The sequence below is a fragment of the Pseudomonas inefficax genome (assembly GCF_900277125.1).
Lineage (GTDB): Bacteria > Pseudomonadota > Gammaproteobacteria > Pseudomonadales > Pseudomonadaceae > Aquipseudomonas > Aquipseudomonas inefficax.
The window spans coordinates 17160-43857 of record NZ_OPYN01000172.1; the positions used below are offsets into that span (position 1 = coordinate 17160).

Below are 26698 nucleotides of genomic sequence, written 5' to 3' on the forward strand. Positions count from 1 at the left end.
TTTGCACAGGTGTGACAGCAAATGTAGCGGATGGTGCCTGCTGTTTCATGAATGTGTAGGAAATTGCCTATTTTGATCGCCTGTGCTGGCCTCTTCGCGGGTGAACCCGCTCCCACAAGTGGCCACACAGCCTTCAGCACCTGTGCAATACCTGTGGGAGCGGGTTCACCCGCGAAGAAGCCAAAGAGATTGACCCTGCTTTTCACCCGCGCCATGCTGCCCTCTCCCCTCCCCCACCGCACACTAGACCATGCTCACCTGGCTGACCCGCGACTCGCTCACCTTCCCACCCCTGGAAAAGGCCCTGCACGAACCCAACGGCCTGCTCGCCGCCGGCGGCGACCTGAGCCCCGAGCGCCTGGTGCAGGCCTATCGCCACGGCTGCTTCCCGTGGTACCAGGATGGCCAGCCGATCCTGTGGTGGTCACCCGACCCGCGCACGGTGCTGCTCCCGGACCAGCTGCACGTGTCGCGCTCGCTGGCCAAGCTGATGCGCCAGGGCCGCTACCAGGTCAGCTTCGACACCGACTTCCCGGCGGTAATCGCCGCCTGCGCCGCGCCACGCGACTACGCCGACGGTACCTGGATCACCGACACCATGCGTGCCGCCTACTGCGAGCTGCACCGACGCGGCATCGCCCATTCAGTGGAAGTGCGCCAGGACGGCGAACTGGTTGGTGGTCTTTATGGCCTGGCCATGGGCCAGCTGTTCTTCGGCGAATCGATGTTCAGCCGCGCCGACAACGCCTCCAAGGTCGGCTTCGTGACCTTGGTCAACCACCTGCGCGAGGCCGGCTTCGTCCTCATCGACTGCCAGATGCCGACCAACCACCTGCACAGCCTGGGCGCCCACGCCATCAGCCGCGCCGAGTTCGCCGGCTACCTGGCACGCTACCTCGACCAGCCTAACAGCGCCACATGGCTTCCCTAGGCGAGTTCCCATAGCTGGCTTACACTTAAAGCAAAGTCTCACCGAGGGGGTTGATCATGACAGAGTTGGCGCGGTTGAAGTTCTATGCCACTCAGCCCCACTCCTGCAGCTACCTGCCCGACGAACAGGCCACCACGCTGTTCCTCGACCCCAGCCAGCCGATGGACGTGCACGTGTACGCCGATTTGTCGGAAATGGGCTTCCGCCGCAGTGGCGACCACCTGTACCGCCCGCATTGCCAGAACTGCAATGCCTGCGTGCCGGCACGCATCCCGGCAGCGCGCTTCATACCCAACCGCCAGCAACGGCGCATCCTCAAGCGCAACGCCGACCTGACCGTGACCGCGGCACGCCCGGCATTCAAGGAAGAGTACTTCGAGCTGTACCGGCGCTATATCGAAACGCGCCACGCCGACGGTGACATGTACCCGCCCAGCCGCGACCAGTTTTCCACCTTTCTGGTACGCGACCTGCCGTTCTGCTGGTTCTACGAGTTCCGCCTGGAAGGCCGCCTGATGGCGGTAGCGGTGTGCGACCTGCTGCCCAACGGCCTGTCGGCCGTGTACACCTTCTACGAGCCGGACGAAGAACGCCGCAGCCTGGGCCGCTTCGCCATCCTCTGGCAGATCACCGAAGCCCTGCGCCAGGACCTGGAGGCGGTTTACCTGGGTTACTGGATCAAGAACTGCAAGAAAATGAACTACAAGACGCAGTACCGGCCTATCGAACTGTTGATAAATCAGCGCTGGGTCACCCTCAACTGAAAGGCATTGGCTTGACACACAGTTTTCGGGCATAATCCACGCCACTTTTTTGCCCGGTGCGGTTATGCGTCGGGCCAACACTGGATCCGAGGGCTCTACTGCATGTCGAAAGAAGACAGCTTCGAAATGGAAGGTACTGTCGTCGACACCCTGCCCAACACCATGTTCCGCGTGGAGTTGGAAAACGGGCACGTCGTAACCGCGCACATCTCCGGAAAGATGCGCAAGAACTACATCCGTATTCTCACTGGCGACAAGGTCCGCGTCGAGCTGACGCCATACGACCTGAGCAAGGGCCGCATCACCTACCGTGCGCGCTAAGCTCAAGCCATGAAAAAGCCCGGCCATGTGCCGGGCTTTTTTGTGCCTGTCCGATTGTAGGGGGCTGCTTTGCAGCCCATTCGCAGCACAAGGCTGCTCCTACAAGGGCAGCACGCATTCCCTGTAGGAGCAGCCTTGTGCTGCGAATGGGCCGCAAAGCGGCCCCAGCGGTTCAGGCGACCTCAGCCGTGGTCTCGAAGTCGAACACCAGTTCGCCATCGCGCAGGTCGACGTGCACCACGCCACCATGCTCGGCCAATTCGCCAAACAGGATCTCCTCGGCCAGCGGCCGCTTGATCTTGTCCTGGATCAGCCGCGCCATCGGCCGCGCCCCCATCTGCACGTCGTAGCCCGAAGCCGCCAGCCAGCCGCGCGCATCATCACTGACTTCCAGCAGCACACGCTTGTCTTCCAGCTGCGCCTGCAGTTCGATAAGGAACTTGTCGACGATGCTCTTGATCGTCTCGTGGCTCAGGCGGCCGAACTGGATGATGGTGTCCAGACGGTTGCGGAACTCCGGCGTGAAGCTCTTGCGGATGACTTCCATGGCATCGGACGCATGATCCTGATGGGTGAAGCCGATCGAGGCCCGCGCGGCGGTTTCTGCGCCAGCGTTGGTGGTCATGATCAGGATCACGTTGCGGAAGTCGGCCTTGCGCCCGTTGTTGTCGGTCAGGGTGCCGTGGTCCATCACCTGCAGCAGCAGGTTGAAGACTTCCGGGTGGGCCTTCTCGATTTCGTCGAGCAGCAATACGCAGTGCGGTTGCTTGGTGATCGCCTCGGTCAGCAAGCCACCCTGGTCGAAGCCAACATAGCCAGGAGGCGCACCGATCAGGCGCGACACAGTGTGGCGCTCCATGTACTCGGACATGTCGAAGCGCACCAACTCGACGCCCAGCGCCTTGGCCAGCTGCCGCGCCGCTTCGGTCTTGCCAACGCCAGTCGGGCCGGCGAACAGGAACGAACCGACGGGCTTGTCCGGCGACTTGAGGCCAGCGCGGGACAGCTTGATGGCAGTGGCCAGCGAATCGATCGCCTGGTCCTGACCAAATACGGTCAGCTTCAGGTCACGCTCGAGGTTGCGCAGCAGCTCCTTGTCGGAACTGGTGACATGCTTCGGCGGAATCCGCGCGATCTTGGCGACGATGTCTTCGACCTGCGGCACGTCAATGCGCTTGACGCGGTTGGCCTCCGGCTGCAGTCGCTGGTAGGCCCCGGCTTCGTCGATCACGTCAATGGCCTTGTCCGGCATGTGGCGGTCATTGATGTAGCGCGAGGCCAGTTCAGCTGCGGCGCGCAAGGCTTCGTCGCTGTACTCGATGTTGTGGTGGCTTTCGAAGCGCCCTTTCAGGCCGCGCAGGATGCCCACGGTGTCTTCGACTGATGGTTCGCTGACATCGACCTTTTGGAAGCGCCGCGCCAGGGCACGGTCCTTCTCGAAGATGCCGCGAAACTCCTGGAAGGTAGTCGAACCGATGCAACGGATCTCACCGGACGACAGCAGTGGTTTGAGCAGGTTGGACGCATCCATCACCCCGCCCGACGCCGCACCGGCACCAATGATGGTGTGGATTTCGTCGATGAACAGGATCGCCTGCGGGCGCTTGCGCAGCTCGCCGAGCAGCGCCTTGAAGCGCTTCTCGAAATCACCACGGTATTTGGTACCAGCCAACAGGGCGCCGAGGTCGAGGGAATACACCACGCTCTGCGCCAGCAGGTCGGGCACCTGGCCATCGACGATGCGCTTGGCCAGGCCTTCGGCGATGGCGGTCTTGCCGACGCCTGCCTCGCCCACCAGCAGCGGGTTGTTCTTGCGCCGACGGGCAAGGATTTGCGCCACGCGCTCCACTTCCTGCTCGCGACCTACCAGCGGGTCGATACGGCCGGCACGGGCCAGTTCGTTCAGGTTGCTGGCATAGGCATCCAGCGGGTTGCTCGAAGAGGCGGTCTCGCCGCCCTCTTCGTCCTGCATTTCCTGGTCGCTTTCGGAATGCGAACCATGGCCCGGCACCTTGGAGATGCCATGGGCGATATAGTTGACCACATCGATGCGGGCCACGCTCTGCTGCTTGAGCAGGAACACGGCCTGGCTTTCCTGTTCGCTGAAGATCGCCACCAGCACGTTGGCGCCAGTGACTTCGCGCTTGCCGGAGCTTTGCACGTGGAACACGGCACGCTGCAGTACACGCTGGAAGCCCAGGGTCGGCTGGGTTTCGCGATCTTCGTCGTTGACCGGGATCAGGGGTGTGGTGGAATCGATGAACTCTTGCAGGTCGTGCTTGAGTTTGTCGAGATTGGCGCCACAGGCGCGCAGAACGGTCGCGGCAGCCTCATTGTCAAGGAGTGCCAGCAGCAGATGTTCGACGGTCATGAACTCATGACGCTTCGAACGGGCCTCCTTGAAGGCAAGATTGAGGGTGACTTCGAGCTCGCGGTTTAACATAGCTTCACCTCATACCCAAGTGGTCGGCGATTAACCGTCCTTCTCGATTTCACAGAGTAGCGGATGCTGGCTTTCCCTGGCGTATTGGTTGACCTGCATAGCCTTTGTTTCGGCGATGTCACGGGTAAACAATCCGCACACTGCCCGCCCTTCGGTATGGACGGTCAGCATGATCTTGGTCGCCAGCTCGCGGTTCAGATTGAAGAACGTCTCGAGCACTTCGACGACGAAATCCATCGGCGTGTAGTCATCGTTGAACAAAACCACCTTGTACATCGGTGGCGCCTGCAGGATCGGCTTGGCTTCCTGAACTGCAAGACCTGAGCCGTCGTCCTCATTCGATTGCGGGCGATCCTGATTGAATGTTAGTCGAATCTCACTAGGTGCATGCATGGAAAGAATTTCATCATGAGCGTCAGGTTAAGGTTGTGGGTTGACTGCGAAGGGCACGGCCAGGGCAGGCGCCGGGCGACCTTGACTATCGGCAAAACGGTGTTACAACCAATAAGAACCCACCGTGGTCGATAAAGATCCGCGCAGTCAACCAGATTTTTCGCAAGGTTCGTATGCGGATGAAGTGGATGATACTCCAGTGATGGAGTCCTTTGCAGAGGGACATAGGGATGGCAAGCGGTAAAGTCAAGTGGTTCAACAATGCCAAGGGCTATGGATTCATCAATGAAGAGGGCAAGGATGAAGACTTGTTCGCTCATTATTCGGCCATCCAGATGGACGGTTACAAGACGCTCAAGGCCGGCCAGGCCGTGAGCTTCGACATCGTCCAGGGGCCAAAAGGCCTGCACGCGGTGAATATCAGCAGCGCCACCGCCGCCGCAGCCGTCAGTGCCGCCCAGGCCAGCAGCACTGCCGACGCCTGAACTGCCGCGCCTCCTGCCGGTACACAAAAAACCGGCCGCCTCCTGACTGGAAGCGGCCGGTTTTCCATTGCCTTACATATGCTTGATCATTTCATCGCCAAAGCCTGAACTGCTCACCAGCCTGGCGCCGTCCATCAGGCGCTCGAAGTCGTAGGTCACCGTCTTGGCGGCAATCGCGCCGTTGGTGCCCTTGATGATCAGGTCGGCCGCCTCGGTCCAGCCCATGTGGCGCAGCATCATTTCTGCCGACAGGATCACCGAGCCCGGGTTGACCTTGTCCTGCCCGGCATATTTGGGCGCAGTGCCGTGGGTGGCCTCGAACATGGCCACGGTGTCGGACAGGTTGGCACCCGGCGCGATGCCGATACCGCCCACTTCCGCCGCCAAGGCATCGGACAGGTAGTCACCGTTGAGGTTGAGCGTGGCGATCACATCGTACTCGGCCGGGCGCAGCAGGATCTGCTGCAGCATGGCGTCGGCGATGGCGTCCTTGACGATGACCTCGCGCCCGCTTTTCGGGTTCTTGAACTTCATCCATGGCCCGCCATCGAGCAGTTCGGCACCGAATTCGTCACGCGCCACCTCGTAGCCCCAGTCCTTGAAGGCGCCTTCGGTGAACTTCATGATGTTGCCCTTGTGCACCAGGGTCAGCGATTCGCGGTCGTTGTCCACCACATACTGCAGGGCCTTGCGCACCAGGCGCTTGGTGCCCTCGCGGGACACCGGCTTGACGCCAATGCCACAGTCCTGGTCGAAGCGGATCTTGGTAACGCCCATTTCTTCCTTGAGGAACTTGATCACCTTGTTCGCCTCGGGCGAGCCGGCCTTCCACTCGATGCCGGCATAGATGTCCTCGGAGTTCTCGCGGAAGATCACCATGTCGACGTCACCCGGCTTTTTCACCGGGCTCGGCACACCCTGGAACCACAGCACCGGGCGCAGGCACACGTACAGGTCCAGCTGCTGGCGCAGGGCCACGTTGAGCGAACGGATGCCACCGCCCACCGGGGTGGTCAGCGGCCCCTTGATCGACACCACGTAATCACGCACGGCATCCAGGGTTTCCTGGGGCAGCCAGGTGTCCTGATCGTAGACTTGCGTGGCCTTCTCGCCAGCGTACACCTCCATCCAGGCAATCTTGCGTTTGCCGCCATAAGCCTTCTGCACGGCGGCGTCGACCACCTTGATCATTACCGGCGAGACATCGACGCCAATCCCGTCGCCCTCGATGTAAGGAATGATCGGGTTGTCAGGCACGTTGAGCGAATGGTCGGCATTGACGGTGATCTTGGCGCCGTCGGTCGGAACCTTGATTTTCTGGTATCCCATGCTTGCACTACTCCGCTTTCGGGTGTGATTGGTCATCGTTCGATCCAATGAGACTAAACCACATCTGCCGAGGTGCAAGGCATGCGACAACCGACCACATTGCGGGTACGTCTTTGGTCTTATAAATGGGCCGATATCACTTGGCCTTGCTGATTAGCCCGAATGGTTTGGTATACTCCGCCGCGACCGAAGGGTCATCAGGGCGATCCCTAGGAAAAATGCGGACCGCCCTTGGCCATGAATGGACACATAGCCTGGCCATAAAGCCTGGGTTGTTACCGCAGCTCAGCACTTGACGCTCGACTGATGCATCCACCATCACCGCTCGCAGCCTCTCGACTTTCCGCTCATGGCGTTGCCAGGGCGATGCGCCTACCCTGCGCACCACGAGACTCGAGCACGCTCAGCACACAGAGAGTTAACCCGCATGCCCACCCGTTCCAAGATCATCTATACCTTCACCGACGAAGCCCCCGCCCTCGCCACTTACTCGCTGCTGCCGATCATCGAAGCCTTCACCGCTTCGGCTGACATCGCCGTCGAAACCCGCGACATCTCCCTGGCTGGCCGTATCCTCGCCGCCTTCCCGGAGCAACTGGGCGCAGAGAAGCAAGTAGGCGATCACCTGGCGGAGCTGGGCCAGCTGGCTACCACCCCGGAAGCCAACATCATCAAGCTGCCGAACATCAGCGCCTCGGTACCGCAGCTGAAAGCCGCGATCAAGGAACTGCAGGGCAAGGGTTTCAACATCCCTGACTACGCCGACGAGCCGGCCACTGCGGAAGAAAAAGAATCCCGCGCACGCTACGACCGCATCAAGGGTTCCGCCGTGAACCCGGTGCTGCGCGAAGGCAACTCCGACCGCCGCGCGCCGCTGTCGGTCAAGAACTACGCCCGCAAGCACCCGCACAAGATGGGCGCCTGGGCTGCCGACTCCAAGTCGCACGTTGCCCACATGACCCAGGGCGACTTCTACGGCAGCGAAAAAGCCGCACTGATCGAAGCTGACGACAGCCTGCGCATCGAGCTGGTCGGCAAAGACGGCAACACCACCGTACTGAAAGAAAAGACTGCGGTAAAAGCTGCCGAAATCATCGACTGCGCCACCATGAGCCGCAAGGCCCTGAAAGCCTTCATCGCCGAGCAGATCGCCGATGCCAAGGCCTCCGGCGTATTGCTGTCGGTACACCTGAAGGCCACCATGATGAAGGTCTCCGACCCGATCATGTTCGGCGTCATCGTCGAAGAGTTCTACAACGACGTGCTGGCCAAGCATGCCTCCGCCCTGGCTGAAGTTGGCTTCAACGCCAACAACGGCATCGGCGACCTGTACGCCCGCATCAAGGACCTGCCAGCCGAGAAGCAGGCCGAAATCGAAGCCGACATCCAGGCCCTGTACGCCCAGCGCCCGGCCCTGGCCATGGTCAACTCCGACAAAGGCATCACCAACCTGCACGTGCCGAGCGACGTCATCGTCGACGCCTCGATGCCAGCCATGATCCGTGACTCGGGCAAGATGTGGAACGCCGCCGGCGAACTGCAGGATGCCAAGGCGATCATCCCGGACCGCTGCTACGCCGGCATCTACCAGGCCACCATCGAAGACTGCAAGGCCAACGGCGCCTTCGACCCGACCACCATGGGCAGCGTACCGAACGTCGGCCTGATGGCACAGAAGGCTGAAGAATACGGCTCCCACGACAAGACCTTCCAGATCAAGGCCGACGGCGTCGTGCGCGTGGTCGACAGCAAAGGTAAGGTCGTTCTCGAGCAGAACGTCGAAGCCGGCGACATCTTCCGCATGTGCCAGGTCAAGGACGCGCCGATCCAGGACTGGGTCAAGCTGGCCGTCAACCGTGCCCGCCTGAGCGACACTCCTGCAGTGTTCTGGCTGGACCCGGCCCGCGCTCACGACGGTGTGATGATCGAGAAGGTGCAGAAGTACCTGAAGGATCACGATACCACCGGCCTGGACATCCGCATCCTGGCACCGGTAGATGCCATCAAGTTCTCCCTGGCCCGCATCCGCGAAGGCAAGGACACCATCTCGGTGACCGGCAACGTGCTGCGTGACTACCTGACCGACCTGTTCCCGATCATGGAACTGGGCACCAGCGCCAAGATGCTGTCGATCGTGCCGCTGATGAACGGCGGTGGCCTGTTCGAAACCGGCGCCGGCGGTTCGGCACCGAAGCACGTACAGCAGCTGGTGGAAGAGAACTTCCTGCGTTGGGACTCGCTGGGTGAATTCCTGGCCCTGGCCGCTTCCCTGGAGCACCTGGGCAACACCTACGACAACCCGCGCGCCAAAGTGCTGGCCAACACCCTGGACCAGGCCACCGGCAAGTTCCTCGACACCAACAAGTCGCCTTCGCGCAAAGTCGGTGGTATCGACAACCGCGGCAGCCACTTCTACCTGACCCTGTACTGGGCCCAGGCCCTGGCTGCGCAGAACGACGACGCTGCCCTGCAGGCACGCTTCGCGCCACTGGCCAAGACCCTGACCGAGAACGAGGAGACCATCGTCGCCGAGCTCAACGCCGTCCAGGGCAAGCCGGCCGACATCGGTGGCTACTACGCCCCGGATGCCGAGCTGACCGCCAAGGTGATGCGCCCAAGCCAGACCCTGAACAGCGCCATTGCTGCCCTGTAAGGTTCGCTTGAAGTAACAGCACAAACCCCGGCCACGCACCGGGGTTTGTGCTTTCTGGGAACAGGGGCTGCTTTGCAGCCCATCGCAGGCAAGCCAGCTCCCACAGGCACTGCATCAGGCTCTATGTTTGCACGACCCCTGTGGGAGCTGGCTTGCCTGCGATGGGCCGCAAAGCGGCCCCAACAATTCAAAGGGACATACAAATGACCTGGCAACCCCACATCACCGTCGCCACCATCGTCGAACACGAAGGCAAGTTCCTCTTCGTCGAAGAATTCAAAGCCAACCAGCACGTCTTCAACCAACCCGCCGGCCACCTCGAACCCAACGAGACCCTGCCCCAGGCCGCCCTGCGCGAAACCCTCGAAGAAACCGCCTGGGAAGTCGAGCTCACCGGCGTGGTCGGCATCTACCTGTACACCGCCCCAAGCAACGGCGTGACCTACCAGCGCATCTGCTTCGCCGCCCGCCCCGTGCGCCATCACACCGACCTGGCACTGGACAGCGACATCGTCCGCGCCGTGTGGCTGACCCGCGACGAACTGCTGGCCGACCCCGCCCGCTGGCGCAGCGAACTGGTACCACGCTGCCTCGACGACTACCTCAAAGGCCCCTTGCACAGTCTCGACCTGCTGCGCGACTGACGCGCCGCCGCAGGTTTGATAGAATCGACGTTTTTCCCCCTTGATACACACCGGTAACCATGACCAGCCCAGCACTCAAAGACCCCGCCAAGACCCGCGTCATCGTCGGCATGTCCGGCGGCGTGGACTCTTCCGTCTCCGCCCTTCTGCTCATGGAGCAGGGCTACCAGGTGGAAGGGCTGTTCATGAAGAACTGGGAAGAAGACGACGGCACCGAATACTGCACCGCCCGTGAAGACCTGGCCGACGCCCAGGCCGTGTGCGACCGCATCGGCATCAAGCTGCACACCGCCAACTTCGCCGCCGAATACTGGGACAACGTGTTCGAGCACTTCCTCGAGGAGTACAAGGCCGGCCGCACGCCCAACCCGGACATCCTCTGCAACCGCGAAATCAAGTTCAAGGCGTTCCTCGACTACGCCCTGTCGCTGGGCGCCGACCTGATCGCCACCGGCCACTACGTGCGCCGCCGCAACACCGGCGAACTCACCGAACTGCTCAAGGGCCTGGACCCGAACAAGGACCAGAGCTACTTCCTGCACGCCGTCGGCGGCAAGGAAATCGCCCGCACCCTGTTCCCGGTCGGCGAACTGGAAAAGCCCGAGGTACGCGCCATTGCCGAAAAGCACGGCCTGGCCACCGCCAAGAAGAAAGACTCCACCGGCATCTGCTTCATTGGCGAGCGCCGCTTCAGCGACTTCCTCAAGCAATACCTGCCGGCCCAGCCAGGCAACATCGAAACCACCGACGGTGAAGTGATCGGCCGCCACCACGGCCTGATGTACCACACTATCGGCCAGCGCCAGGGCCTGGGCATTGGCGGCCTGAAGGACGCCGGCGACGAGCCGTGGTACGTGCTGCACAAGGACCTGACCCGCAACGTGCTGGTGGTCGGCCAGGGCAATGAACACCCATGGTTGTTCTCCCGCGCCCTGCTCGCTTCGGAAATTTTCTGGGTCAACCCGGTCGACCTCAGCAGCCCGCGTCAGCTCACCGCCAAGGTGCGTTACCGCCAAAGCGACCAGCAGTGCACCCTGGAACTGACCGAAAGCGGTTACCGCGCGGTGTTCGACGAACCGCAACGCGCCGTTACCCCGGGCCAGTCAGTGGTGTTCTACGACGGTGAAGTGTGCCTGGGCGGCGGCGTGATCGAAGCTGCCGAGCCGTGGAGCCCACGCGCATGAGCAACCTGCAGGAGCAGCTGATTGCGTTGGGCGGTGTGTTCCAGGCCGCAGTACTGGTCGACCGCATCGCCCGCACCGGGCAGGCCAGCGAGGCCAACATCGGCTGCATGCTGGGCAGCCTGCTGGTCCGCGACCCCAAGGACACCCTGGAGGTGTTCGGCGGTGACGACCTGAATTTGCGCGACGGCTACCGCGCACTGGTCGGCGCGCTGGAGCGCGACCCCAGCAGCCTGCAGCGCGAGCCGCTGCGCTACGCCCTGTCGATGCTGGGCCTTGAGCGCCAGCTGAACAAGCGCGGCGACCTGCTCGACACCATTGGCAACCGCCTGCCGCAAATCCAGTCCCAGGCCGAGCATTTCGGCCTGGTTCATGAAAACGTCATCGCTTCCAGCGGAGCCTTGTACCAGGACACCCTGAGCACCTTGCGCCAACGCATCCAGGTGCATGGCGACATGCGCTTCCTGCAGCAGGCCAGCAACGCCTCGAAGATCCGCGCCCTGCTGCTGGCCGGCATCCGCGCCGCACGCCTGTGGCGCCAGCTGGGCGGGCACCGCTGGCAGCTGGTATTCAGCCGCCGCAAGCTGCTGAACGAACTGTACGACATGATGCGTTCGCCTTCCTGACACAGTAGGAGCGGCCTGTGGGAGCGGCCTTGTGTCGCGAAAGGGCTGCGCAGCAGCCCCGGCAATCTTTGCTGGGGCGACGAATTGGGGGCCGCTGCGCGCCCCTTTCGCGACACAAGGCCGCTCCCACAGGCGCTCCTACACTGGGACCGCAACATGCGTTTTAGGCCCGACCTTTGGTCAGCCACCCGACTCGGGCGCAATTTTCATGTATGATATGCGCCCTTCCAAAAGCCTGACTGTCCGAGAACACCCCATGCAGCTTTCTTCGCTCACTGCGGTTTCCCCTGTAGACGGCCGTTATGCCGGCAAAACCCAGGCCTTGCGCCCCATTTTCAGCGAATTCGGCCTGATCCGTTTCCGCGCCCTGGTCGAAGTGCGCTGGCTCCAGCGCCTGGCCGCCCACCCGCAGATCGGCGAAGTGCCGGCGTTCTCCGCCGAAGCCAACGCGCTGCTGGACAGCCTGGCCACCGACTTCAAGCTCGAGCACGCCGAACGCGTCAAGGAAATCGAGCGCACCACCAACCACGACGTCAAGGCGATCGAATACCTCCTCAAGGAGCAGGCCGCCAAGCTGCCTGAGCTGGCCAAGGTCAGCGAGTTCATCCACTTCGCCTGCACCAGCGAGGACATCAACAACCTGTCCCACGCCCTGATGCTGCGCGCCGGCCGTGACGAAGTGCTGCTGCCGCTGATGCGCCAGATCGCCGACGCCATCCGCGCCCTGGCTCACGCCCACGCCGACGTGCCGATGCTGTCGCGCACCCACGGCCAGCCGGCTTCGCCGACCACCCTGGGCAAGGAACTGGCCAACGTCGTGTACCGCCTGGAGCGCCAGATCGCCCAGGTTGCCGCCGTACCGCTGCTGGGCAAGATCAACGGCGCCGTGGGCAACTACAACGCCCACCTGTCGGCCTACTCGCAGATCGACTGGGAGCAGAACGCCCGCGCCTTCATCGAAGACGAACTGGGCCTGCAGTTCAACCCGTACACCACCCAGATCGAGCCGCACGACTATATCGCCGAGCTGTTCGATGCCATCGCCCGCTTCAACACCATCCTGATCGACTTCGATCGCGATGTGTGGGGCTACATCTCGCTGGGCTACTTCAAGCAGAAGACCGTTGCCGGCGAAATCGGCTCGTCGACCATGCCGCACAAGGTCAACCCGATCGACTTCGAAAACTCCGAAGGCAACCTGGGTATCGCCAACGCGCTGTTCCAGCACCTGGCCAGCAAGCTGCCGATCTCGCGCTGGCAGCGTGACCTGACCGACTCCACCGTGCTGCGCAACCTGGGCGTGGGCTTTGCCCACAGCGTCATCGCCTACGAAGCCAGCCTGAAAGGCATCGGCAAGCTGGAAGTCAACGAAGCCCGCATCGCCGCCGACCTGGACGCCTGCTGGGAAGTGCTGGCCGAGCCGATCCAGACCGTGATGCGCCGCTTCAACATCGAAAACCCCTACGAGAAGCTCAAAGAGCTGACCCGTGGCAAGGGCATCACCCCGCAAGCGCTGCTGACCTTCATCGACGGCCTGGACATGCCAGCCGAAGCCAAGGCCGAGCTCAAGCAGCTGACCCCTGCTACCTACATCGGCAACGCGGCAGCACAGGCCAAACGCATCTAAGCTGACCGTCGCGTTCAACGCCCGGCCTGGCCGGGCGTTTTTATTCCCGAACGAAAATTACATTTTTTCAATAGGTTGAACATGAATCCTGATACTCCACTGCAGCTGCTCGGCGGCATCTCGGCCCGCGAATTCATGCGCGACTACTGGCAGAAGAAGCCGCTACTGGTGCGCCAGGCATTCCCGGACTTCATCAGCCCGATCGACCCCGACGAGCTGGCCGGCCTGGCCCTGGAAGAGGAAGTAGAGTCGCGTATCGTACTCGAGCACGGCGCGCATCCTTGGGAGCTGCGCCGCGGCCCGTTCACCGAAGACACCTTCGCCGAGCTGCCGGAAAAGGACTGGACCCTGCTCGTGCAGGCCGTGGACCAGTTCGTCCCGGAGGTAGCCGAACTGCTGGAAAACTTCCGCTTCCTGCCCAGCTGGCGCATCGATGACGTGATGATCAGCTTCGCCGCCCCTGGTGGCAGCGTCGGCCCGCACTTCGACAACTACGACGTGTTCCTGCTGCAAGGCCACGGCCAGCGCAACTGGAAAATCGGCCAGATGTGCAGCAGCGACAGCTCGCTGCTGGAGCACGCCGACCTGCGCATCCTCGCCGACTTCGAGCAGAGCGATGAGTGGACCCTGGAGCCGGGCGACATGCTTTACCTGCCACCACGCCTGGCCCACTACGGCGTGGCCGTGGACGACTGCCTGACCTACTCGGTAGGCTTCCGCGCGCCAAGCGCCGCCGAAGTGCTGACCCACTTCACCGATTTCCTCGGCCAGTTCCTGCCCGACGAAGAACGCTACAGCGACGCCGATGCCCAGCCGGTCAGCGACCCACACCAGATCCAGCACGACGCCCTCGACCGCCTGAAGGCGCTGCTCGACAAGCACATGGGCGACAAGGACCTGCTGCTGACCTGGTTCGGCCAGTTCATGACCGAGCCGCGCTACCCCGAGCAGATCGTCGGTGAAGAGCTGTCCGAGGAAGAGCTGGTCGATGCCCTGGAACAGGGCGCCATCCTGATCCGCAACCCGAGCGCGCGCCTGGCCTGGTCCGAATTCGAAGAAGACCTGCTGCTGTTCGCCAGCGGCCGCAGCTGCCCGCTGCCAGGCAAACTGCGCGAGCTGCTGAAGCTGGTTTGCGCGGCCGACGCCCTGCACATCGACAACCTGGGCGAATGGCTGCAGGATGAAGATGGCCTTATGCTGGTACAGCAGCTGGTCAAACAAGGAAGCCTGGGATTCGCCAATGAATAAGATTCGTGTGCGCCTCGCCGACTGGCACAAGGACAACGCCGACATCCGCCGCATCCGCGAAGCGGTGTTCATTGCCGAACAGCACGTTCCGCCTGAGCTGGAATGGGACTCGGATGATCCGACCGCCGTGCACTTCCTGGCCCTGGAAGGCGACTACCCGATCGGCACCGCGCGCCTGCTGCCTGATGGCACCATCGGCCGGGTCTCGGTGCTGAAGGACTGGCGCGGGCTGAAGGTGGGTGACGCGCTGATGAACGCTGTGATTGTCGAAGCACAGAACCGCGACCTGAAGCAGCAGATGCTCAGCGCCCAGGTGCACGCCACACCGTTCTACGAGCGGCTGGGCTTTCGCGTAGTCAGCGAAGAGTTCCTCGAAGCCGGCATCCCGCACGTGGACATGGTGCGCGACTCGCGTGCCTGATCCATGATCTGCCCACAGGGGCCTCCCCAAATCCCGAAAATTGTGGGGGGGCCTCTGTGGGAGCGGGTTCACCCGCGAAGAGGCCGGCACAGCCAAGACATCCCTCCTGACAAAAAACCTGTACATCCATCCAGATAAAACTTGCCTCCGCGCCCCCGCTTGCGCATCCTATCGCCCATCAACCCCGATGAAGCGTCCCCGGCCATGCGCCTGTTCCTCTGCGAAAAACCCTCCCAGGCAAAAGACATCGCCAAAGTGCTCGGCGCCAACCGCAAGGGCGATGGCTGCTGGCAAGGCACCGACGTCTGCGTGACCTGGTGCATCGGCCACCTGCTGGAAACCGCCCCGCCCGACAGCTACGACGAACGCTACAAGCGCTGGAACCTGGCCGACCTGCCGATCATCCCGGAAAAGTGGAAGATGCTGGTCAAACCCAAGACCGCCAGCCAGTTCAAGGCAGTCAAACGCCTGCTCGGCGAAGCGCGCGAACTGGTGATCGCCACCGACGCCGACCGGGAAGGCGAAATGATCGCCCGCGAACTGGTCGAGCATTGCCGCTACCGCGGCCCGGTGCAGCGCCTGTGGCTGTCGGCGCTGGACGACGCCTCCATTCGCAAGGCCCTGGCGCGACTGCTGCCGGGCCACGAAACCTTCAACCTGTACCACTCGGCGCTGGGTCGCTCGCGCGCCGACTGGCTTATCGGCATGAACATGAGCCGGCTGTTCACCCTGCTGGGCCGCCAGTCGGGCTATCAGGGCGTGCTGCCGGTGGGCCGGGTGCAAACGCCAACTTTACGCCTGGTGGTCGACCGCGACCGCAGCATCGCCGACTTCGTGCCGGTACCGTTCTGGGCCATCGATGTGCAGCTGGAGCACGCAGGCCAAGGCTTCAATGCCCAATGGCGCGCGCCCGAGGACGCCTGCGACGATCAAGGCCGCTGTCTGAATCAGGCCCTGGCACAACAGGCCGCCACGGACATCAACCAGGCCGGCACTGCCCGGGCCACCAAGGTGGCCACCGAGCGCGTACGAGAAGCCGCGCCTCTGCCCTTCGACCTGGGCACCCTGCAGGAACTGTGCTCGAAAAAGTTCGGCCTCGGCGCCCAGGAAACCCTCGACATCGCCCAGGCCCTGTACGAAACCCACAAGCTGATCACCTACCCGCGCAGCGACTGCGGCTACCTGCCGCAAAGCCAGCATGCCGAAGCGCCAGCCATCCTCGCCGCCCTGCAACGGGCCGATGCCAGCCTGGCGCCGCTGCAACCCTATCTGGAGCCGCAGCGCCGTTCACGGGCGTGGAACGACGCCAAGGTCAGCGCTCACCACGGCATCATCCCCACTGCCGCCGCCAGCGACCCGTCGCGCCTGCCCGCCAAGCACAAGGCGGTGTACACCCTGATCCGCGCCCGCTACCTGGCGCAGTTTCTGCCCAACCACGAGTTCGACCGCACCCAGGCCGACTTCGACTGCGCCGGCCATGCCCTGCGTGCAGTAGGCAAGCAGATCATCGAGCCAGGCTGGCGCCGTGCGCTACCCGAGGCGCTGACCCCGGCCAAGGGCCGCGAGGCACCACCAGCCCAGGTACTGCCGGTGCTGCGCGAAGGCCAGGACTGCACAGTGCAGGGCCTGCAACTGAAGGACCTGTGGACCCAGCCGCCCAAGCCATTTACCGAAGGCGACCTGATCAAGGCGATGAAGAACGTCGCCAAGCTGGTGGACGACCCGCGGTTGAAGCAGAAGCTCAAGGAAACCACCGGCATCGGCACCGAAGCCACCCGTGCCAGCATCATCCAGGGGTTGCTAGACCGCGGCTACCTGGTGAAGAACGGCAAGGCGCTGTCCGCCACCCCTGCGGCCTTCAGCCTGATCGATGCCGTGCCACGCGCCATTGCCGACCCTGGCACCACGGCTATCTGGGAACAGGCGCTGGACATGGTGCAGAGTGGCGAGATGACGCTGGAGGAGTTCGTCGCCCGGCAGTCGGCATGGATGGGCAAGCTGGTCGAACGGTGCAGCGGCATGCGCATGACCATCAGCGGGCCGGCAGCCGGGACTGCACCGCCGTGGAAGAAGAAGCGTCGAGGAAATGGGAAGAGTAAAGCGGCTGGAAGCAAGGCTGCCAGCAAGCCGCGACAGCCGCGGAGAAAGGCGGCAACCTGAAGTTTTTGCAATATCAGCTCCGGCCTCTTCGCGGGTAAACCCGCTCCCACAGGTACATCGCCAACCTCGATAACTGTGATGACTTTGTGGGAGCGGGTTTACCCGCGAAAGGGCCAGGACAGGTAGCACAACAACCCCCAGCTAACCCATCAACCCCGACCATGCATTGGCACCATGAAATTTACCTGCTAAGTTTTCATGAAAATAAACACAATAAATTTCATGGAATCTCTGCATGTTCAAACAGTCCGCCCAGCACATCGCCAGCTACTACGCCCAGACCTACCCCGCCAGCATTCCCCTGCACCCTACCCTGCAAGGCAGCCACGACACCGAAGTCCTGATCATTGGCGCCGGCTTCAGCGGCCTGCACACCGCCTTGCGCCTGACCCAGGCCGGCAAGCGTGTAACACTGCTGGAAGCCAGCCGCGTGGCCTGGGCAGCGTCCGGCCGCAACGGTGGCCAGGCACTGCTCGGCTGGTCGTGCGACATGCCGCCGCTGGAGAAGGCCTTGGGCGTCGAACGCACCCAACGCCTGTGGGCCAGTATGTGCTGGGCCGCCGATGAATTGCGCGAGTTGCCCGAGCGGCATGGCTTCGACATCGACTACCGGCTGGGCAGCCTGTGGACCGCCGTGCTGCCGCGCCGGGTGAAGATGCTGGAAGATGCCCTGCACGAGGCCGAACACAAATGGGGCTACGACGCCCTGCGCCTGATCGGCCGCGACGAGCTGCCGCAATGGATCGACAGCCCGCGCTACCAGGCCGCGCTATACGATGCCAAAGGCGCCCACCTCAACCCACTGAAGCTGGCCCAGGGCCTGGCCAGTACCATCGAAGCGGCTGGCGGGCGAATCTACGAACAGAGCCAGGTGCTCGACTATCAACAGACCGGCAGCGGCTACATCGCCCGCACTGCGCGTGGCGAAGTGCGCAGCGATGTGCTGGTGCTGGCCTGCAACGTCTACATCGACCGCCTCGACCGCAGCCTGTCACGCCGCCTGCTGCCCGTCGGGTCCTACCAGGTGGCCACCGCGCCACTGGACGCCGACTTCGCCCGTTCGCTGCTGCCGCGCAACAGTTGCGTGATCGACAACCAGTTCGTGCCCGACTACTTCCGCCTTACCCCTGACCACCGCCTGCTGTTCGGCGGCGGCTGCACCTACCTGGGTGGCATCCCCAAGGATGTCGCCAGCGCCACCCGCCCGTACCTGGAGCGGGTGTTCCCGCAACTGGCCGGGGTAGCCATCGACTACGCCTGGGGCGGCCATATCGATTGCAGTATTCAGCGTACCCCGGATGTCGGCCGCGAGGGCCAGCGCTACTGGCTGCAGGGCTTCTCCGGCCATGGCGTGCTCCCTACACTGGCGGCGGCGCGTGCGGTCAGCGATGCCATTCTTGGCGACGACGACCTGCTGACGCTGTACCAAGGCATCGACAACGGCCGCTTCCCCGGCGGCGATCTACTGGCGGCACCGCTGGAAGCCGCTGCCAAGGCCTGGTACCGGATGCGCGACCGCGTCTGAGGGCAATTTGTATGACCTGTGCGGGCCTCTTCGCGGGTGAACCCGCTCCCACATGTCATGTACAGATATCAAGACCTGTGCAGTACCTGTGGGAGCGGGTTCACCCGCGAAGAGGCCCGCACAGGATCACCACAGGCCGAAAGTTCTGTGCAGTACCTGTGGGAGCTGGCTTGCCGGCGATGAGGCCGGTACTGCCAATACAAATTCCAGCGCCAGGATAAATTCCTCCTATGCTCAATAGCTCCCTTCGCTTCCTGCACCCAGGAGACACGACATGAGCTATGTAACCACGAAGGATGGCGTACAGATCTTCTACAAGGACTGGGGCCCGCGCGATGCGCCGGTCATCCATTTCCACCACGGCTGGCCGCTCAGCGCCGACGACTGGGATGCGCAGATGCTGTTCTTCCTCGCTCAGGGTTTCCGCGTGGTCGCCCATGATCGCCGTGGCCATGGCCGCTCCAGCCAGGTATGGGACGGCCACGACATGGACCACTACGCCGACGATGTGGCGGCGGTGGTCGCTCACCTGGGCACCCAGGGTGCCGTGCATGTCGGCCACTCGACCGGTGGCGGTGAAGTGGTGCGCTACATGGCCCGGCACCCTGAAGACAAGGTGGCCAAGGCCGTGCTGATCGCCGCAGTACCGCCACTGATGGTGCAGACTCCCGGTAATCCCGGTGGGCTGCCCAAATCGGTTTTCGACGGCTTCCAGGCCCAGGTCGCCAGCAACCGTGCGCAGTTCTACCGGGATGTGCCGGCCGGGCCGTTTTACGGCTACAACCGCCCCGGTGTCGAAGCCAGCGAAGGCATCATCGGCAACTGGTGGCGCCAGGGCATGATTGGCAGCGCCAAGGCCCATTACGATGGCATCGTGGCGTTTTCCCAGACTGACTTTACCGATGACTTGAAGGGCATCCAACAGCCGGTGCTGGTGATGCATGGTGATGATGATCAGATCGTGCCGTATGAGAACTCCGGGCTGCTGTCGGCGAAGCTGCTGCCCAATGGCACGCTGAAGACCTACAAGGGCTACCCGCATGGCATGCCGACCACCCATGCCGATGTGATCAATGCGGATTTGCTGGCGTTTATCCGTAGCTGATGTGATGGCCTGTACCGGCCCTTTCGCGGGCGCGCCCGCTCCCACAGGTACTGCACAAGTCTTGAAATGTGCAGGTAACCTGTGGGAGCGGGCATGCCCGCGAAAGGGTCGGCACTGGCAACACACCTCCCCCAGGATTACCATGTCACCCTTCTAGTGCGGCCTTTTGCCGCCCCTTGCCTCCCTGCCTGCCAGAACCCCATGCCCTTCGAACTCACCGTAGAACCCCTCACCCTGCTGATCCTGGCCCTGGTCGCCTTCGTCGCCGGTTTCATCGATGCCATCGCCGGCGGTGGCGGCCTGCTCACTACCCCGGCGCTACTCACCGCCGGCATGCCACCGCACCTGGTACTGGGCACCAACAAGCTCAGCTCCACCTTCGGCTCGGCCACCGCCGGTTTCACCTACTACAAGCGCAAGCTGTTCCATCCGGCACAATGGCGCCTGGCCTTGTTCGCCACCTTGACCGGGGCGTTGCTCGGCGCGGTCATCGCCCACTACATGCCGGCCGAATGGCTGAACAAGATGCTGCCAGTCATCGTCTTCGCCTGTGGCGTGTACCTTCTGTTCGGCGGCACGCCCAAGGCACCGCTGGATGCCGATGCACCTATCAGGAAAAAGTGGCAAGTGCCGCAAGGCTTCACCCTGGGCTTCTATGACGGCGTGGCCGGCCCGGGTACCGGGGCGTTCTGGACGGTGAGCACCCTGCTGCTCTACCCCATCGACCTGGTCCGGGCCAGCGGCGTGGCGCGCAGCATGAACTTCGTCAGCAACATCGCAGCGCTGACGGTGTTCATCATTTCCGGGCAGGTGGATTACATCGTCGGCCTGTGCATGGGCCTGTCGGTAATGGTCGGCGCGTTCTTCGGCGCACGCACGGCGATCAGTGGCGGCAGCAAGTTCATCCGCCCGGTGTTCATCACCGTGGTGCTGGCATTGACCGTGCGCCTAGCGTGGCAGCACTGGTTCGGGCAGGCCTGATGGGCTGTGATACCCCTGCTTACCCGCCCTATCTGCGCAGCTAGGACGGGAAAGCAGGGATATCACAGCCCAGCCGCCGTGCAACATAAAGGTCGATCAGGTACCGGGCAATCGACCGCCCGGCCGGCAGCGGCGGCAGGTCGTGGACGCTGAACCACTTGGCGTCCTCGATCTCGTCCGGCTGCATGACGATATCGCCGCCGGCATACTCGGCATGGAAGCCCAGCATCATCGAATGCGGGAACGGCCAGCACTGGCTGCCGACGTACTGGATGTTCTTCACTTCCACCGCCACCTCTTCACGCACTTCGCGCACCAGGCAGTCCTCGGCCGACTCGCCCGGCTCGGCGAAGCCTGCCAGAGTGCTGTACACCCCGGTGACGAAGCGTGGCGAACGCGCCAGCAGGATCTCGTCGCCTCGGGTCACCAGCACGATCATACTCGGCGAGATGCGCGGATAGCTGCGCAAGTCGCACGGCTGGCAGTACATCGCCCGCTCCCAGCGAATCTGCGTCATTGCCTGGCCGCAGCTGCCGCAGAAGCGATGCTCGCGGGCCCAGGTGCCAATCTGCGCGGCATAGCCCAGCACTTTGTAGGTGTCGAAGTCACCCTCGAGCATGAACGCGCGCAGGCCGCGCCAGGCGCAGCCGGGCAGGTCGGTGGCGCTGCGCAGCTCCAGCAGGAACACCGGCTGGCCGTCGAAGTGGCCGATACCGTGCTCGCACAGCACGTCGAGGTCCTGGCGCTTGAGCCAGTCGCGAGGGAACAGCGCGCCGTTGTCGTCCACCAGGAACCCTTCCGGGCTGCGGGCCACGGCCAGCCCCCCGGTTATCTGCGGGTCGAGTACTGCGGTAGTCCAGCGTGCTGACATGTCGGGGGTTCCTTTACTGCGCGTCCCCCGGCCTGATCAGTCGGCGAACGTCGGTTTCTGTTTGCTCATGTGCGCCGCCACTGCCACGCGCAGGTCTTCGGACTGCAGCATCGCGGCGTTCCAGGTGGCGATGTATTCCAGGCCATCGTCGATGCGATGGTCACGCATGTAGCTGAGCATTTCCTTGGTGCCGGCCACGGCGATCGGCGATTTTGCGGCAATCTCGCCGGCAATGGCAAAGACCCCGTCCATCAGCGCGGCCTGATCATCATAGACCCGGTTGACCAGGCCGATGCGCAGCGCCTCTTCGGCCTCGACATTGCGCCCGGTGAAAGCCAGCTCACGCATCATGCCGTCACCGATGATACGAGGCAAACGTTGCAGTGTGCCGACATCGGCGGCCATGCCCATGTCGATTTCCTTGATCGAGAACTGCGCGTCGCTGCTGCAGTAGCGCATGTCGCAGGCCGAGATCAGGTCGATCGCGCCGCCAATGCAGTAACCCTGCACCGCGGCCAGTACCGGCTTGCGGCATTTGTCCACGGCATTGAACGATGCCTGCAGGCGCAGGATGGTGCTGCGCAGGAAGCGCGCATTGCGGCCCACGTCCTTGCCCATCTGCCCGGCCAGCGAAGCCAGCATCATCAGGTCGATACCGGCGGAAAAATGCTTGCCGGCACCGCTGATCACAACTGCCCGCACCGCGTCGGTGTCGTCGACCCACTGGAAGATGTCGACAATCTCCTCCCAGAAGGCCGCGTTCATCGCATTGCGCTTGTCCGGGCGGTTGATCTGAACGTGGGCGATGCTGTCGGTCAGTTCGACCTTGAATGCGCTGTACTCGGTCACGGGCGGCACTCCTGCGGGTGAAGGGTTCATGGCAAGGATGGTAACCCAGCCCGATGACCGCACTTGTGCCAAAAACGGGACTTTACGTCTTGCCTAAGACGCGCTGATCCGGCACCGTGCGCCATCGCCGAATCATAAGGATACAAATTCATGTCGCGCTCCCTGACCGGCGCCCTCGCCCACAGCTTTCTGGGCCAGTCGCCGCTTTGGTACAAGGCAGTCATCTGCCTGTTCCTGGTGCTCAACCCGCTGCTGCTGATGACCGTCGGCCCGGTCGCGGCCGGCTGGGCACTGGTGCTCGAATTCATCTTCACCCTGGGCATGGCCCTGAAGTGCTACCCGCTGATGCCTGGCGGCCTGCTGCTGGTCGAAGCCCTGCTGTTGCAGATGACCACGCCGCAAGCCCTGTACGAAGAGCTGCAGCACAACTTCCCGGTGATCCTGCTGCTGATGTTCATGGTCGCGGGCATCCACTTCATGAAGGAACTGCTGCTGTTCCTGTTCTCGCGCATCCTGCTGGGGGTGCGTTCGAAGGCGATCCTGGCGTTGCTGTTCTGCGTGCTGTCGGCATTCCTCTCGGCGTTTCTCGATGCGCTGACCGTGACCGCCGTGATCATCAGCGCCGCGGTCGGTTTCTATGCGGTGTACCACCGCGTCGCCTCCGGGGCCAACCCGCGCGAAGACAGTGCGCTGGACAGCGATCAGCAGGTCGCACAGTTGCACCGTGAAGACCTCGACCAGTTCCGCGCCTTCCTGCGCAGCCTGCTGATGCATGGCGCGGTGGGTACCGCCCTGGGCGGCGTGTGCACGCTGGTGGGCGAGCCGCAGAACCTGCTGATCGGCCATGAGATGGGCTGGCACTTTGCTGACTTCTTCCTGAAGGTGGCACCGGTGTCGCTGCCGGTACTGGGCGCCGGTCTGCTGACCTGCGTGCTGCTGGAAAAGCTGCGCCTGTTCGGCTATGGCACGCTGATGCCCGAGCCGGTGCGCCAGGTGCTGGCCACTTACGCAGCCGAGGACGATGCTGCGCGCACCACTGCCCAGCGCATCGCGTTGTGGGTGCAAGGGTTGGCCGCACTGATCCTGATCGTCTGCCTGGGGCTGCACGTTGCCGAGGTCGGCCTGATCGGCCTGATGGTGATCGTGCTGATCACGGCATTCACCGGTATTATCGACGAGCACCGCCTGGGCCGTGCCTTCCAGGACGCCATGCCGTTCACCGCATTGCTGGTGGTGTTCTTCGCCGTGGTGGCGGTGATTCACCAGCAGCAACTGTTCAGCCCGTTGATTGCCTGGGTGCTGGCGCTGCCGGCCGAGCAGCAACCGGGCATGCTGTACCTGGCCAACGGCCTGCTGTCAGCGATCAGCGACAATGTGTTCGTTGCCACCATCTACATTACCGAGGTGAAGCAGGCGTTCCTCGATGGAGGCATGAGCCGCGAGCATTTCGAGACACTGGCGGTGGCGATCAACACCGGCACCAACCTGCCGAGCGTGGCGACTCCGAATGGGCAGGCGGCGTTCCTGTTCCTGCTGACTTCGGCGATCGCGCCGCTGATCCGGCTGTCGTATGGGCGAATGGTGTGGATGGCCTTGCCCTATACCGTAGTGATGGGTGGGCTGGGGTGGTGGGCGGTGACCTACTGGCTGTGAGGTAGCCTGCACCTGCCTCTTCGCGGGTGAACCCGCTCCCACAGGTATTGCGCCAGGCTCAAAGGCTGTGCAGTACCTGTGGGAGCGGGTTTACCCGCGAAAGGGCCAGCACAGGTTTGCGCTGTCGATTCTGCTGCCTGCCATTCGGCTATCCAATCCCGTACAACTTTTGCCTCTCGCCCGCATCGAAACACAGGTAAGCCCCGTCCGTGTCAAGGAGGTTCACCATGGCGCTACGCACCACGTTGCTGTTTTCCTGCATGACCCTGGCCCTGCTCGGCTGCGCCGGCAACGATCACCCGGCGCCGCCGCGCACCCAGCAGGTCGACCTGCAACGTTACCAGGGCACCTGGTACGAACTCGCGCGGCTGCCGATGTTCTTCCAGCGCAACTGCGTGCAGTCCGAGGCGTACTATGGCCTGCGAGATGACGGCCGCCTCGATGTGACCAACCGCTGCCAGGAAAAGGACGGCCAGTGGAACCAGGCCAAGGGCATTGCCGAAGCCCAGCAACCGGGTAGTACCGACAAACTCTGGGTGCGCTTCGACAACTGGTTCAGCCGCCTCGCGCCCGGCCTGACCAAGGGCGAGTACTGGGTGCTGTACCACGACAAGGACTACCGCGTGGCCCTGGTCGGCCACCCTAACCGCGAGTACCTGTGGTTGCTTTCGCGCACGCCAGCGGTCACCGACCAGCAGCGCGAGCAACTGCTGACGATTGCCCGGGAGCAAGGCTATGACACCAGCAAGCTCATCTGGCGACAGGCCGAGTAGGCGAGACCTGGCGGGCCATCGACGGCATGCGGTAATCCGGCTAAGGTGTGCGCCCCGTATCACCTCGAAGGAACGAGCCCGTTGAGTACTACGCCGCCGCCAGCACCTTGTATCCGTCTGACGCACATCGGCCCGCTGGTACAGGCGTCGCTGCTGGGCTGAACAAGGAGCCAGAGTATGGATTTGCTGTTCCTGGGCACCTCCGCCGGCGTGCCGACCAAGACACGCAACGTCAGCGCCACCGCCGTGATCGAAGCCAGCGGCAGCCACTGGTACCTGGTGGACTGTGGCGAAGGTACCCAGCACCGGCTACTGCACACGCCGCTGTCGATCCGCGACCTGCGCGCCATCTTCATCACCCACGTGCACGGCGACCATTGCTTCGGCCTGCCGGGCCTGCTGGCCAGCGCCGGCATGAGCGGGCGCACCCAGCCGCTGGACCTTGTCCTGCCCGCTGCCCTGCACGGCTGGGTTCGCCAGGGTCTGGTGGCCAGCGATACCTTTTTGCCGTTCGAACTGCGCCTGCTGCCCGTGGAAGAACTGGTCGAGTGGCGCAGCGACGTCATGGAAGTAACCAGCGTACAACTGTCGCACCGGGTACCGAGCGTCGGCTTCGTTTTCACCGAGCTCAACCCCGAACCACGCCTGGACATTCCGCGCCTGGAAGCCGATGGCATCCCCCGCGGCCCGCTGTGGGGCGACCTGGCCAAAGGCCTGACGGTGCAGCATGGCGGGCGGCTGCTGCATGGCAGTGACTACTTGCGCCCTTCGCGCCCGCCACGGCGGGTGATCGTGTGCGGCGACAATGACAACCCCGAGCTGTTGGCCGACGCAGCCAAGGGCGCGGATGTGCTGGTGCACGAAGCCACGTTCACCCAGGCGGTGGTCGAACGCACGGGGGTTACCTTCGGCCACAGCACCGCGGCTGCGGTGGCGCGCTTTGCCGAAGCTGCGGGCGTGCGCAACCTGGTGCTGACGCACTTCAGCGCCCGCTACCAGAACGACCCACGGCGCAGCCCGAGCATCGACAACGTGCGCGACGAAGCCCTCGCCCACTACAGCGGGCAGCTGACCCTGGCGCAGGACCTGCAGCGCTATCACATCGGGCGCGATGGCTGTCTTCAGCCGGCCGGATGATTTAGCATGGCCGGTTTTTCCAAAAGGACTTGGCCATGCAACGCATCGTGATTCTGGGTAACGCCGGCAGTGGCAAATCGACCCTGGCCCGGCAGATTGGCGCACGTTTGGGCGTGTCGGTGGTGCACCTCGATATGCTGTTCTGGGAGGCCGGCTGGGTCGAGCCGGATGCCGAGACCTTCCGTACGCGCGTGCGCGATGCGGTAGCTGGGGAGGCTTGGGTATGCGAGGGCAATTATGCCCGCCGCACGTTCGACCTGCGTCTGCCGCGGGCCGACCTGGTCATCTGGCTGGATACGCCGAGACTGACCTGCCTCAAGCGGGTGATCCTGCGCAGCGTGCTGAACAAGCCCCGGCCAGACCTGCCTACGGGATGTACCGAACGGCTGGACCGGGAGTTTCTGACTTTCCTGAAGTTCGTATGGACGTTCGACCGGGGCTATCGGCCGGGGATCGAGGCGAGCCGCCAGGCCATAGGGCCGCAGGTGCCGGTGGTGCATTTGCGGGGTGAGCGGCAGATTGCGGCGTTTCTGGCAGATCTTACCCAACCCGCACCGGCAGCACAGCCCCTGTAGGAG

24 protein-coding genes are annotated in these 26698 nt (G+C 63.3%); 19 read left to right on the plus strand and 5 right to left on the minus strand.

The window, feature by feature from the left end; genetic code table 11:
• Positions 1-250 precede the first annotated feature (250 nt).
• The 3 genes from aat (at position 251) to infA (ending at position 2016) form a co-directional block, all read left to right on the plus strand.
• Positions 251-931, plus strand: a complete 681-nt coding sequence (gene aat, locus JV551A3_RS20690) for a leucyl/phenylalanyl-tRNA--protein transferase (RefSeq protein ID WP_133973894.1) — start codon at positions 251-253, stop codon at positions 929-931.
• 56 nt (positions 932-987) lie between these two features.
• Positions 988-1695 carry an arginyltransferase gene (locus JV551A3_RS20695; RefSeq protein ID WP_013973288.1) on the plus strand — a complete coding sequence of 236 codons (708 nt, stop codon included), beginning with the start codon at positions 988-990 and terminating at the stop codon, positions 1693-1695.
• Between the two features lie 102 nt (positions 1696-1797).
• Positions 1798-2016, plus strand: coding sequence for a translation initiation factor IF-1 (gene infA / locus JV551A3_RS20700; RefSeq protein WP_002553999.1), 219 nt, complete (start codon positions 1798-1800; stop codon positions 2014-2016).
• Positions 2017-2188: 172 nt separating this feature from the next.
• Here infA and clpA read toward each other — a convergent pair whose 3' ends face one another.
• Both clpA and clpS read right to left on the minus strand, forming a co-directional pair.
• Positions 2189-4459: an ATP-dependent Clp protease ATP-binding subunit ClpA gene (gene clpA / locus JV551A3_RS20705; RefSeq protein WP_112252832.1), complete on the minus strand. Its 2271-nt coding sequence runs from the start codon at positions 4457-4459 to the stop codon at positions 2189-2191.
• A gap of 30 nt (positions 4460-4489) precedes the next feature.
• Positions 4490-4852 (minus strand): ATP-dependent Clp protease adapter ClpS, encoded by a 363-nt coding sequence (gene clpS, locus JV551A3_RS20710; protein WP_013973290.1) that lies wholly within the window; start codon positions 4850-4852, stop codon positions 4490-4492.
• Between the two features lie 230 nt (positions 4853-5082).
• Here clpS and cspD point away from each other — a divergent pair, with 230 nt between their 5' ends.
• The gene (gene cspD, locus JV551A3_RS20715) at positions 5083-5337 is read left to right on the plus strand and encodes a cold shock domain-containing protein CspD (RefSeq protein WP_133973896.1); all 255 of its coding nucleotides are present in this window, start codon (positions 5083-5085) and stop codon (positions 5335-5337) included.
• A 72-nt stretch (positions 5338-5409) separates the two neighbouring features.
• Here the strand turns inward: cspD and icd are convergent, their stop codons facing one another.
• Positions 5410-6666, minus strand: a complete 1257-nt coding sequence (gene icd / locus JV551A3_RS20720) for an NADP-dependent isocitrate dehydrogenase (protein ID WP_133973898.1) — start codon at positions 6664-6666, stop codon at positions 5410-5412.
• A 427-nt stretch (positions 6667-7093) separates the two neighbouring features.
• On the opposite strand from icd, the gene JV551A3_RS20725 reads away from it, so the two are divergent.
• The 11 genes from JV551A3_RS20725 (at position 7094) to JV551A3_RS20775 (ending at position 20837) form a co-directional block, all read left to right on the plus strand.
• On the plus strand, positions 7094-9319 hold the full coding sequence (locus tag JV551A3_RS20725; RefSeq protein WP_112252834.1) for an NADP-dependent isocitrate dehydrogenase: 2226 nt from the start codon (positions 7094-7096) through the stop codon (positions 9317-9319).
• A 203-nt stretch (positions 9320-9522) separates the two neighbouring features.
• Positions 9523-9963 (plus strand): NUDIX hydrolase, encoded by a 441-nt coding sequence (locus tag JV551A3_RS20730; RefSeq protein WP_133973900.1) that lies wholly within the window; start codon positions 9523-9525, stop codon positions 9961-9963.
• A gap of 59 nt (positions 9964-10022) precedes the next feature.
• Complete coding sequence (mnmA, locus tag JV551A3_RS20735; protein WP_133973902.1) at positions 10023-11147, plus strand: tRNA 2-thiouridine(34) synthase MnmA; 1125 nt, start codon at positions 10023-10025, stop codon at positions 11145-11147.
• The gene (gene hflD, locus JV551A3_RS20740) at positions 11144-11770 is read left to right on the plus strand and encodes a high frequency lysogenization protein HflD (RefSeq protein WP_015270973.1); all 627 of its coding nucleotides are present in this window, start codon (positions 11144-11146) and stop codon (positions 11768-11770) included. The genes mnmA and hflD overlap by 4 nt, the downstream gene beginning before the upstream one ends.
• A gap of 256 nt (positions 11771-12026) precedes the next feature.
• Positions 12027-13397: an adenylosuccinate lyase gene (gene purB / locus JV551A3_RS20745; RefSeq protein ID WP_112252835.1), complete on the plus strand. Its 1371-nt coding sequence runs from the start codon at positions 12027-12029 to the stop codon at positions 13395-13397.
• Positions 13398-13478: 81 nt separating this feature from the next.
• Positions 13479-14645 carry a ribosomal protein uL16 3-hydroxylase gene (locus tag JV551A3_RS20750; RefSeq protein ID WP_112252836.1) on the plus strand — a complete coding sequence of 389 codons (1167 nt, stop codon included), beginning with the start codon at positions 13479-13481 and terminating at the stop codon, positions 14643-14645.
• Positions 14638-15066 carry a GNAT family N-acetyltransferase gene (locus JV551A3_RS20755; protein WP_112252837.1) on the plus strand — a complete coding sequence of 143 codons (429 nt, stop codon included), beginning with the start codon at positions 14638-14640 and terminating at the stop codon, positions 15064-15066. Before JV551A3_RS20750 ends, JV551A3_RS20755 begins: the two co-directional genes overlap by 8 nt.
• Positions 15067-15270: 204 nt before the next feature.
• The gene (locus tag JV551A3_RS20760; RefSeq protein ID WP_133973905.1) at positions 15271-17226 is read left to right on the plus strand and encodes a DNA topoisomerase III; all 1956 of its coding nucleotides are present in this window, start codon (positions 15271-15273) and stop codon (positions 17224-17226) included.
• 235 nt (positions 17227-17461) lie between these two features.
• Entirely contained in the window at positions 17462-18751 is a 1290-nt protein-coding gene (locus JV551A3_RS20765) for an NAD(P)/FAD-dependent oxidoreductase (protein WP_133973907.1), read from the plus strand.
• A 274-nt stretch (positions 18752-19025) separates the two neighbouring features.
• Positions 19026-19856, plus strand: a complete 831-nt coding sequence (locus JV551A3_RS20770) for an alpha/beta fold hydrolase (RefSeq protein WP_133973909.1) — start codon at positions 19026-19028, stop codon at positions 19854-19856.
• A 201-nt stretch (positions 19857-20057) separates the two neighbouring features.
• Entirely contained in the window at positions 20058-20837 is a 780-nt protein-coding gene (locus tag JV551A3_RS20775; RefSeq protein WP_133973911.1) for a TSUP family transporter, read from the plus strand.
• 40 nt (positions 20838-20877) lie between these two features.
• Here the strand turns inward: JV551A3_RS20775 and nudC are convergent, their stop codons facing one another.
• A complete protein-coding gene (gene nudC / locus JV551A3_RS20780) occupies positions 20878-21708 on the minus strand; it encodes an NAD(+) diphosphatase (RefSeq protein ID WP_133973913.1) in 831 nt (276 codons plus the stop codon).
• A 36-nt stretch (positions 21709-21744) separates the two neighbouring features.
• Positions 21745-22557, minus strand: a complete 813-nt coding sequence (locus JV551A3_RS20785) for a crotonase/enoyl-CoA hydratase family protein (RefSeq protein ID WP_133973915.1) — start codon at positions 22555-22557, stop codon at positions 21745-21747.
• 150 nt (positions 22558-22707) lie between these two features.
• Here JV551A3_RS20785 and nhaB point away from each other — a divergent pair, with 150 nt between their 5' ends.
• From nhaB to JV551A3_RS20805, 4 genes are all read left to right on the plus strand, one after another.
• Complete coding sequence (gene nhaB / locus JV551A3_RS20790) at positions 22708-24210, plus strand: sodium/proton antiporter NhaB (protein ID WP_133973917.1); 1503 nt, start codon at positions 22708-22710, stop codon at positions 24208-24210.
• Between the two features lie 227 nt (positions 24211-24437).
• On the plus strand, positions 24438-24983 hold the full coding sequence (locus JV551A3_RS20795; RefSeq protein ID WP_133973919.1) for a lipocalin family protein: 546 nt from the start codon (positions 24438-24440) through the stop codon (positions 24981-24983).
• Positions 24984-25160: 177 nt separating this feature from the next.
• On the plus strand, positions 25161-26120 hold the full coding sequence (locus JV551A3_RS20800; RefSeq protein WP_133973921.1) for a ribonuclease Z: 960 nt from the start codon (positions 25161-25163) through the stop codon (positions 26118-26120).
• A 35-nt stretch (positions 26121-26155) separates the two neighbouring features.
• Positions 26156-26695, plus strand: a complete 540-nt coding sequence (locus tag JV551A3_RS20805) for a P-loop NTPase family protein (RefSeq protein ID WP_133979086.1) — start codon at positions 26156-26158, stop codon at positions 26693-26695.
• Positions 26696-26698: the final 3 nt, after the last annotated feature.

Bases quoted from the DNA above. Each gene is read 5' to 3' on its own strand.
- JV551A3_RS20760 (WP_133973905.1), top strand. From the start codon at position 15,271: ATGCGCCTGTTCCTCTGCGAAAAACCCTCCCAGGCAAAAGACATCGCC.
- JV551A3_RS20795 (WP_133973919.1), top strand. From the start codon at position 24,438: ATGGCGCTACGCACCACGTTGCTGTTTTCCTGCATGACCCTGGCCCTG.
- JV551A3_RS20765 (WP_133973907.1), top strand. From the start codon at position 17,462: ATGTTCAAACAGTCCGCCCAGCACATCGCCAGCTACTACGCCCAGACC.
- cspD (WP_133973896.1), top strand. From the start codon at position 5,083: ATGGCAAGCGGTAAAGTCAAGTGGTTCAACAATGCCAAGGGCTATGGA.
- JV551A3_RS20755 (WP_112252837.1), top strand. From the start codon at position 14,638: ATGAATAAGATTCGTGTGCGCCTCGCCGACTGGCACAAGGACAACGCC.
- nudC (WP_133973913.1), bottom strand. From the start codon at position 21,708: ATGTCAGCACGCTGGACTACCGCAGTACTCGACCCGCAGATAACCGGG.
- purB (WP_112252835.1), top strand. From the start codon at position 12,027: ATGCAGCTTTCTTCGCTCACTGCGGTTTCCCCTGTAGACGGCCGTTAT.
- mnmA (WP_133973902.1), top strand. From the start codon at position 10,023: ATGACCAGCCCAGCACTCAAAGACCCCGCCAAGACCCGCGTCATCGTC.
- JV551A3_RS20725 (WP_112252834.1), top strand. From the start codon at position 7,094: ATGCCCACCCGTTCCAAGATCATCTATACCTTCACCGACGAAGCCCCC.
- JV551A3_RS20775 (WP_133973911.1), top strand. From the start codon at position 20,058: ATGCCCTTCGAACTCACCGTAGAACCCCTCACCCTGCTGATCCTGGCC.
- icd (WP_133973898.1), bottom strand. From the start codon at position 6,666: ATGGGATACCAGAAAATCAAGGTTCCGACCGACGGCGCCAAGATCACC.
- nhaB (WP_133973917.1), top strand. From the start codon at position 22,708: ATGTCGCGCTCCCTGACCGGCGCCCTCGCCCACAGCTTTCTGGGCCAG.
- infA (WP_002553999.1), top strand. From the start codon at position 1,798: ATGTCGAAAGAAGACAGCTTCGAAATGGAAGGTACTGTCGTCGACACC.
- JV551A3_RS20770 (WP_133973909.1), top strand. From the start codon at position 19,026: ATGAGCTATGTAACCACGAAGGATGGCGTACAGATCTTCTACAAGGAC.
- JV551A3_RS20805 (WP_133979086.1), top strand. From the start codon at position 26,156: ATGCAACGCATCGTGATTCTGGGTAACGCCGGCAGTGGCAAATCGACC.
- hflD (WP_015270973.1), top strand. From the start codon at position 11,144: ATGAGCAACCTGCAGGAGCAGCTGATTGCGTTGGGCGGTGTGTTCCAG.
- clpA (WP_112252832.1), bottom strand. From the start codon at position 4,459: ATGTTAAACCGCGAGCTCGAAGTCACCCTCAATCTTGCCTTCAAGGAG.
- clpS (WP_013973290.1), bottom strand. From the start codon at position 4,852: ATGCATGCACCTAGTGAGATTCGACTAACATTCAATCAGGATCGCCCG.
- JV551A3_RS20730 (WP_133973900.1), top strand. From the start codon at position 9,523: ATGACCTGGCAACCCCACATCACCGTCGCCACCATCGTCGAACACGAA.
- JV551A3_RS20750 (WP_112252836.1), top strand. From the start codon at position 13,479: ATGAATCCTGATACTCCACTGCAGCTGCTCGGCGGCATCTCGGCCCGC.
- JV551A3_RS20800 (WP_133973921.1), top strand. From the start codon at position 25,161: ATGGATTTGCTGTTCCTGGGCACCTCCGCCGGCGTGCCGACCAAGACA.
- aat (WP_133973894.1), top strand. From the start codon at position 251: ATGCTCACCTGGCTGACCCGCGACTCGCTCACCTTCCCACCCCTGGAA.
- JV551A3_RS20695 (WP_013973288.1), top strand. From the start codon at position 988: ATGACAGAGTTGGCGCGGTTGAAGTTCTATGCCACTCAGCCCCACTCC.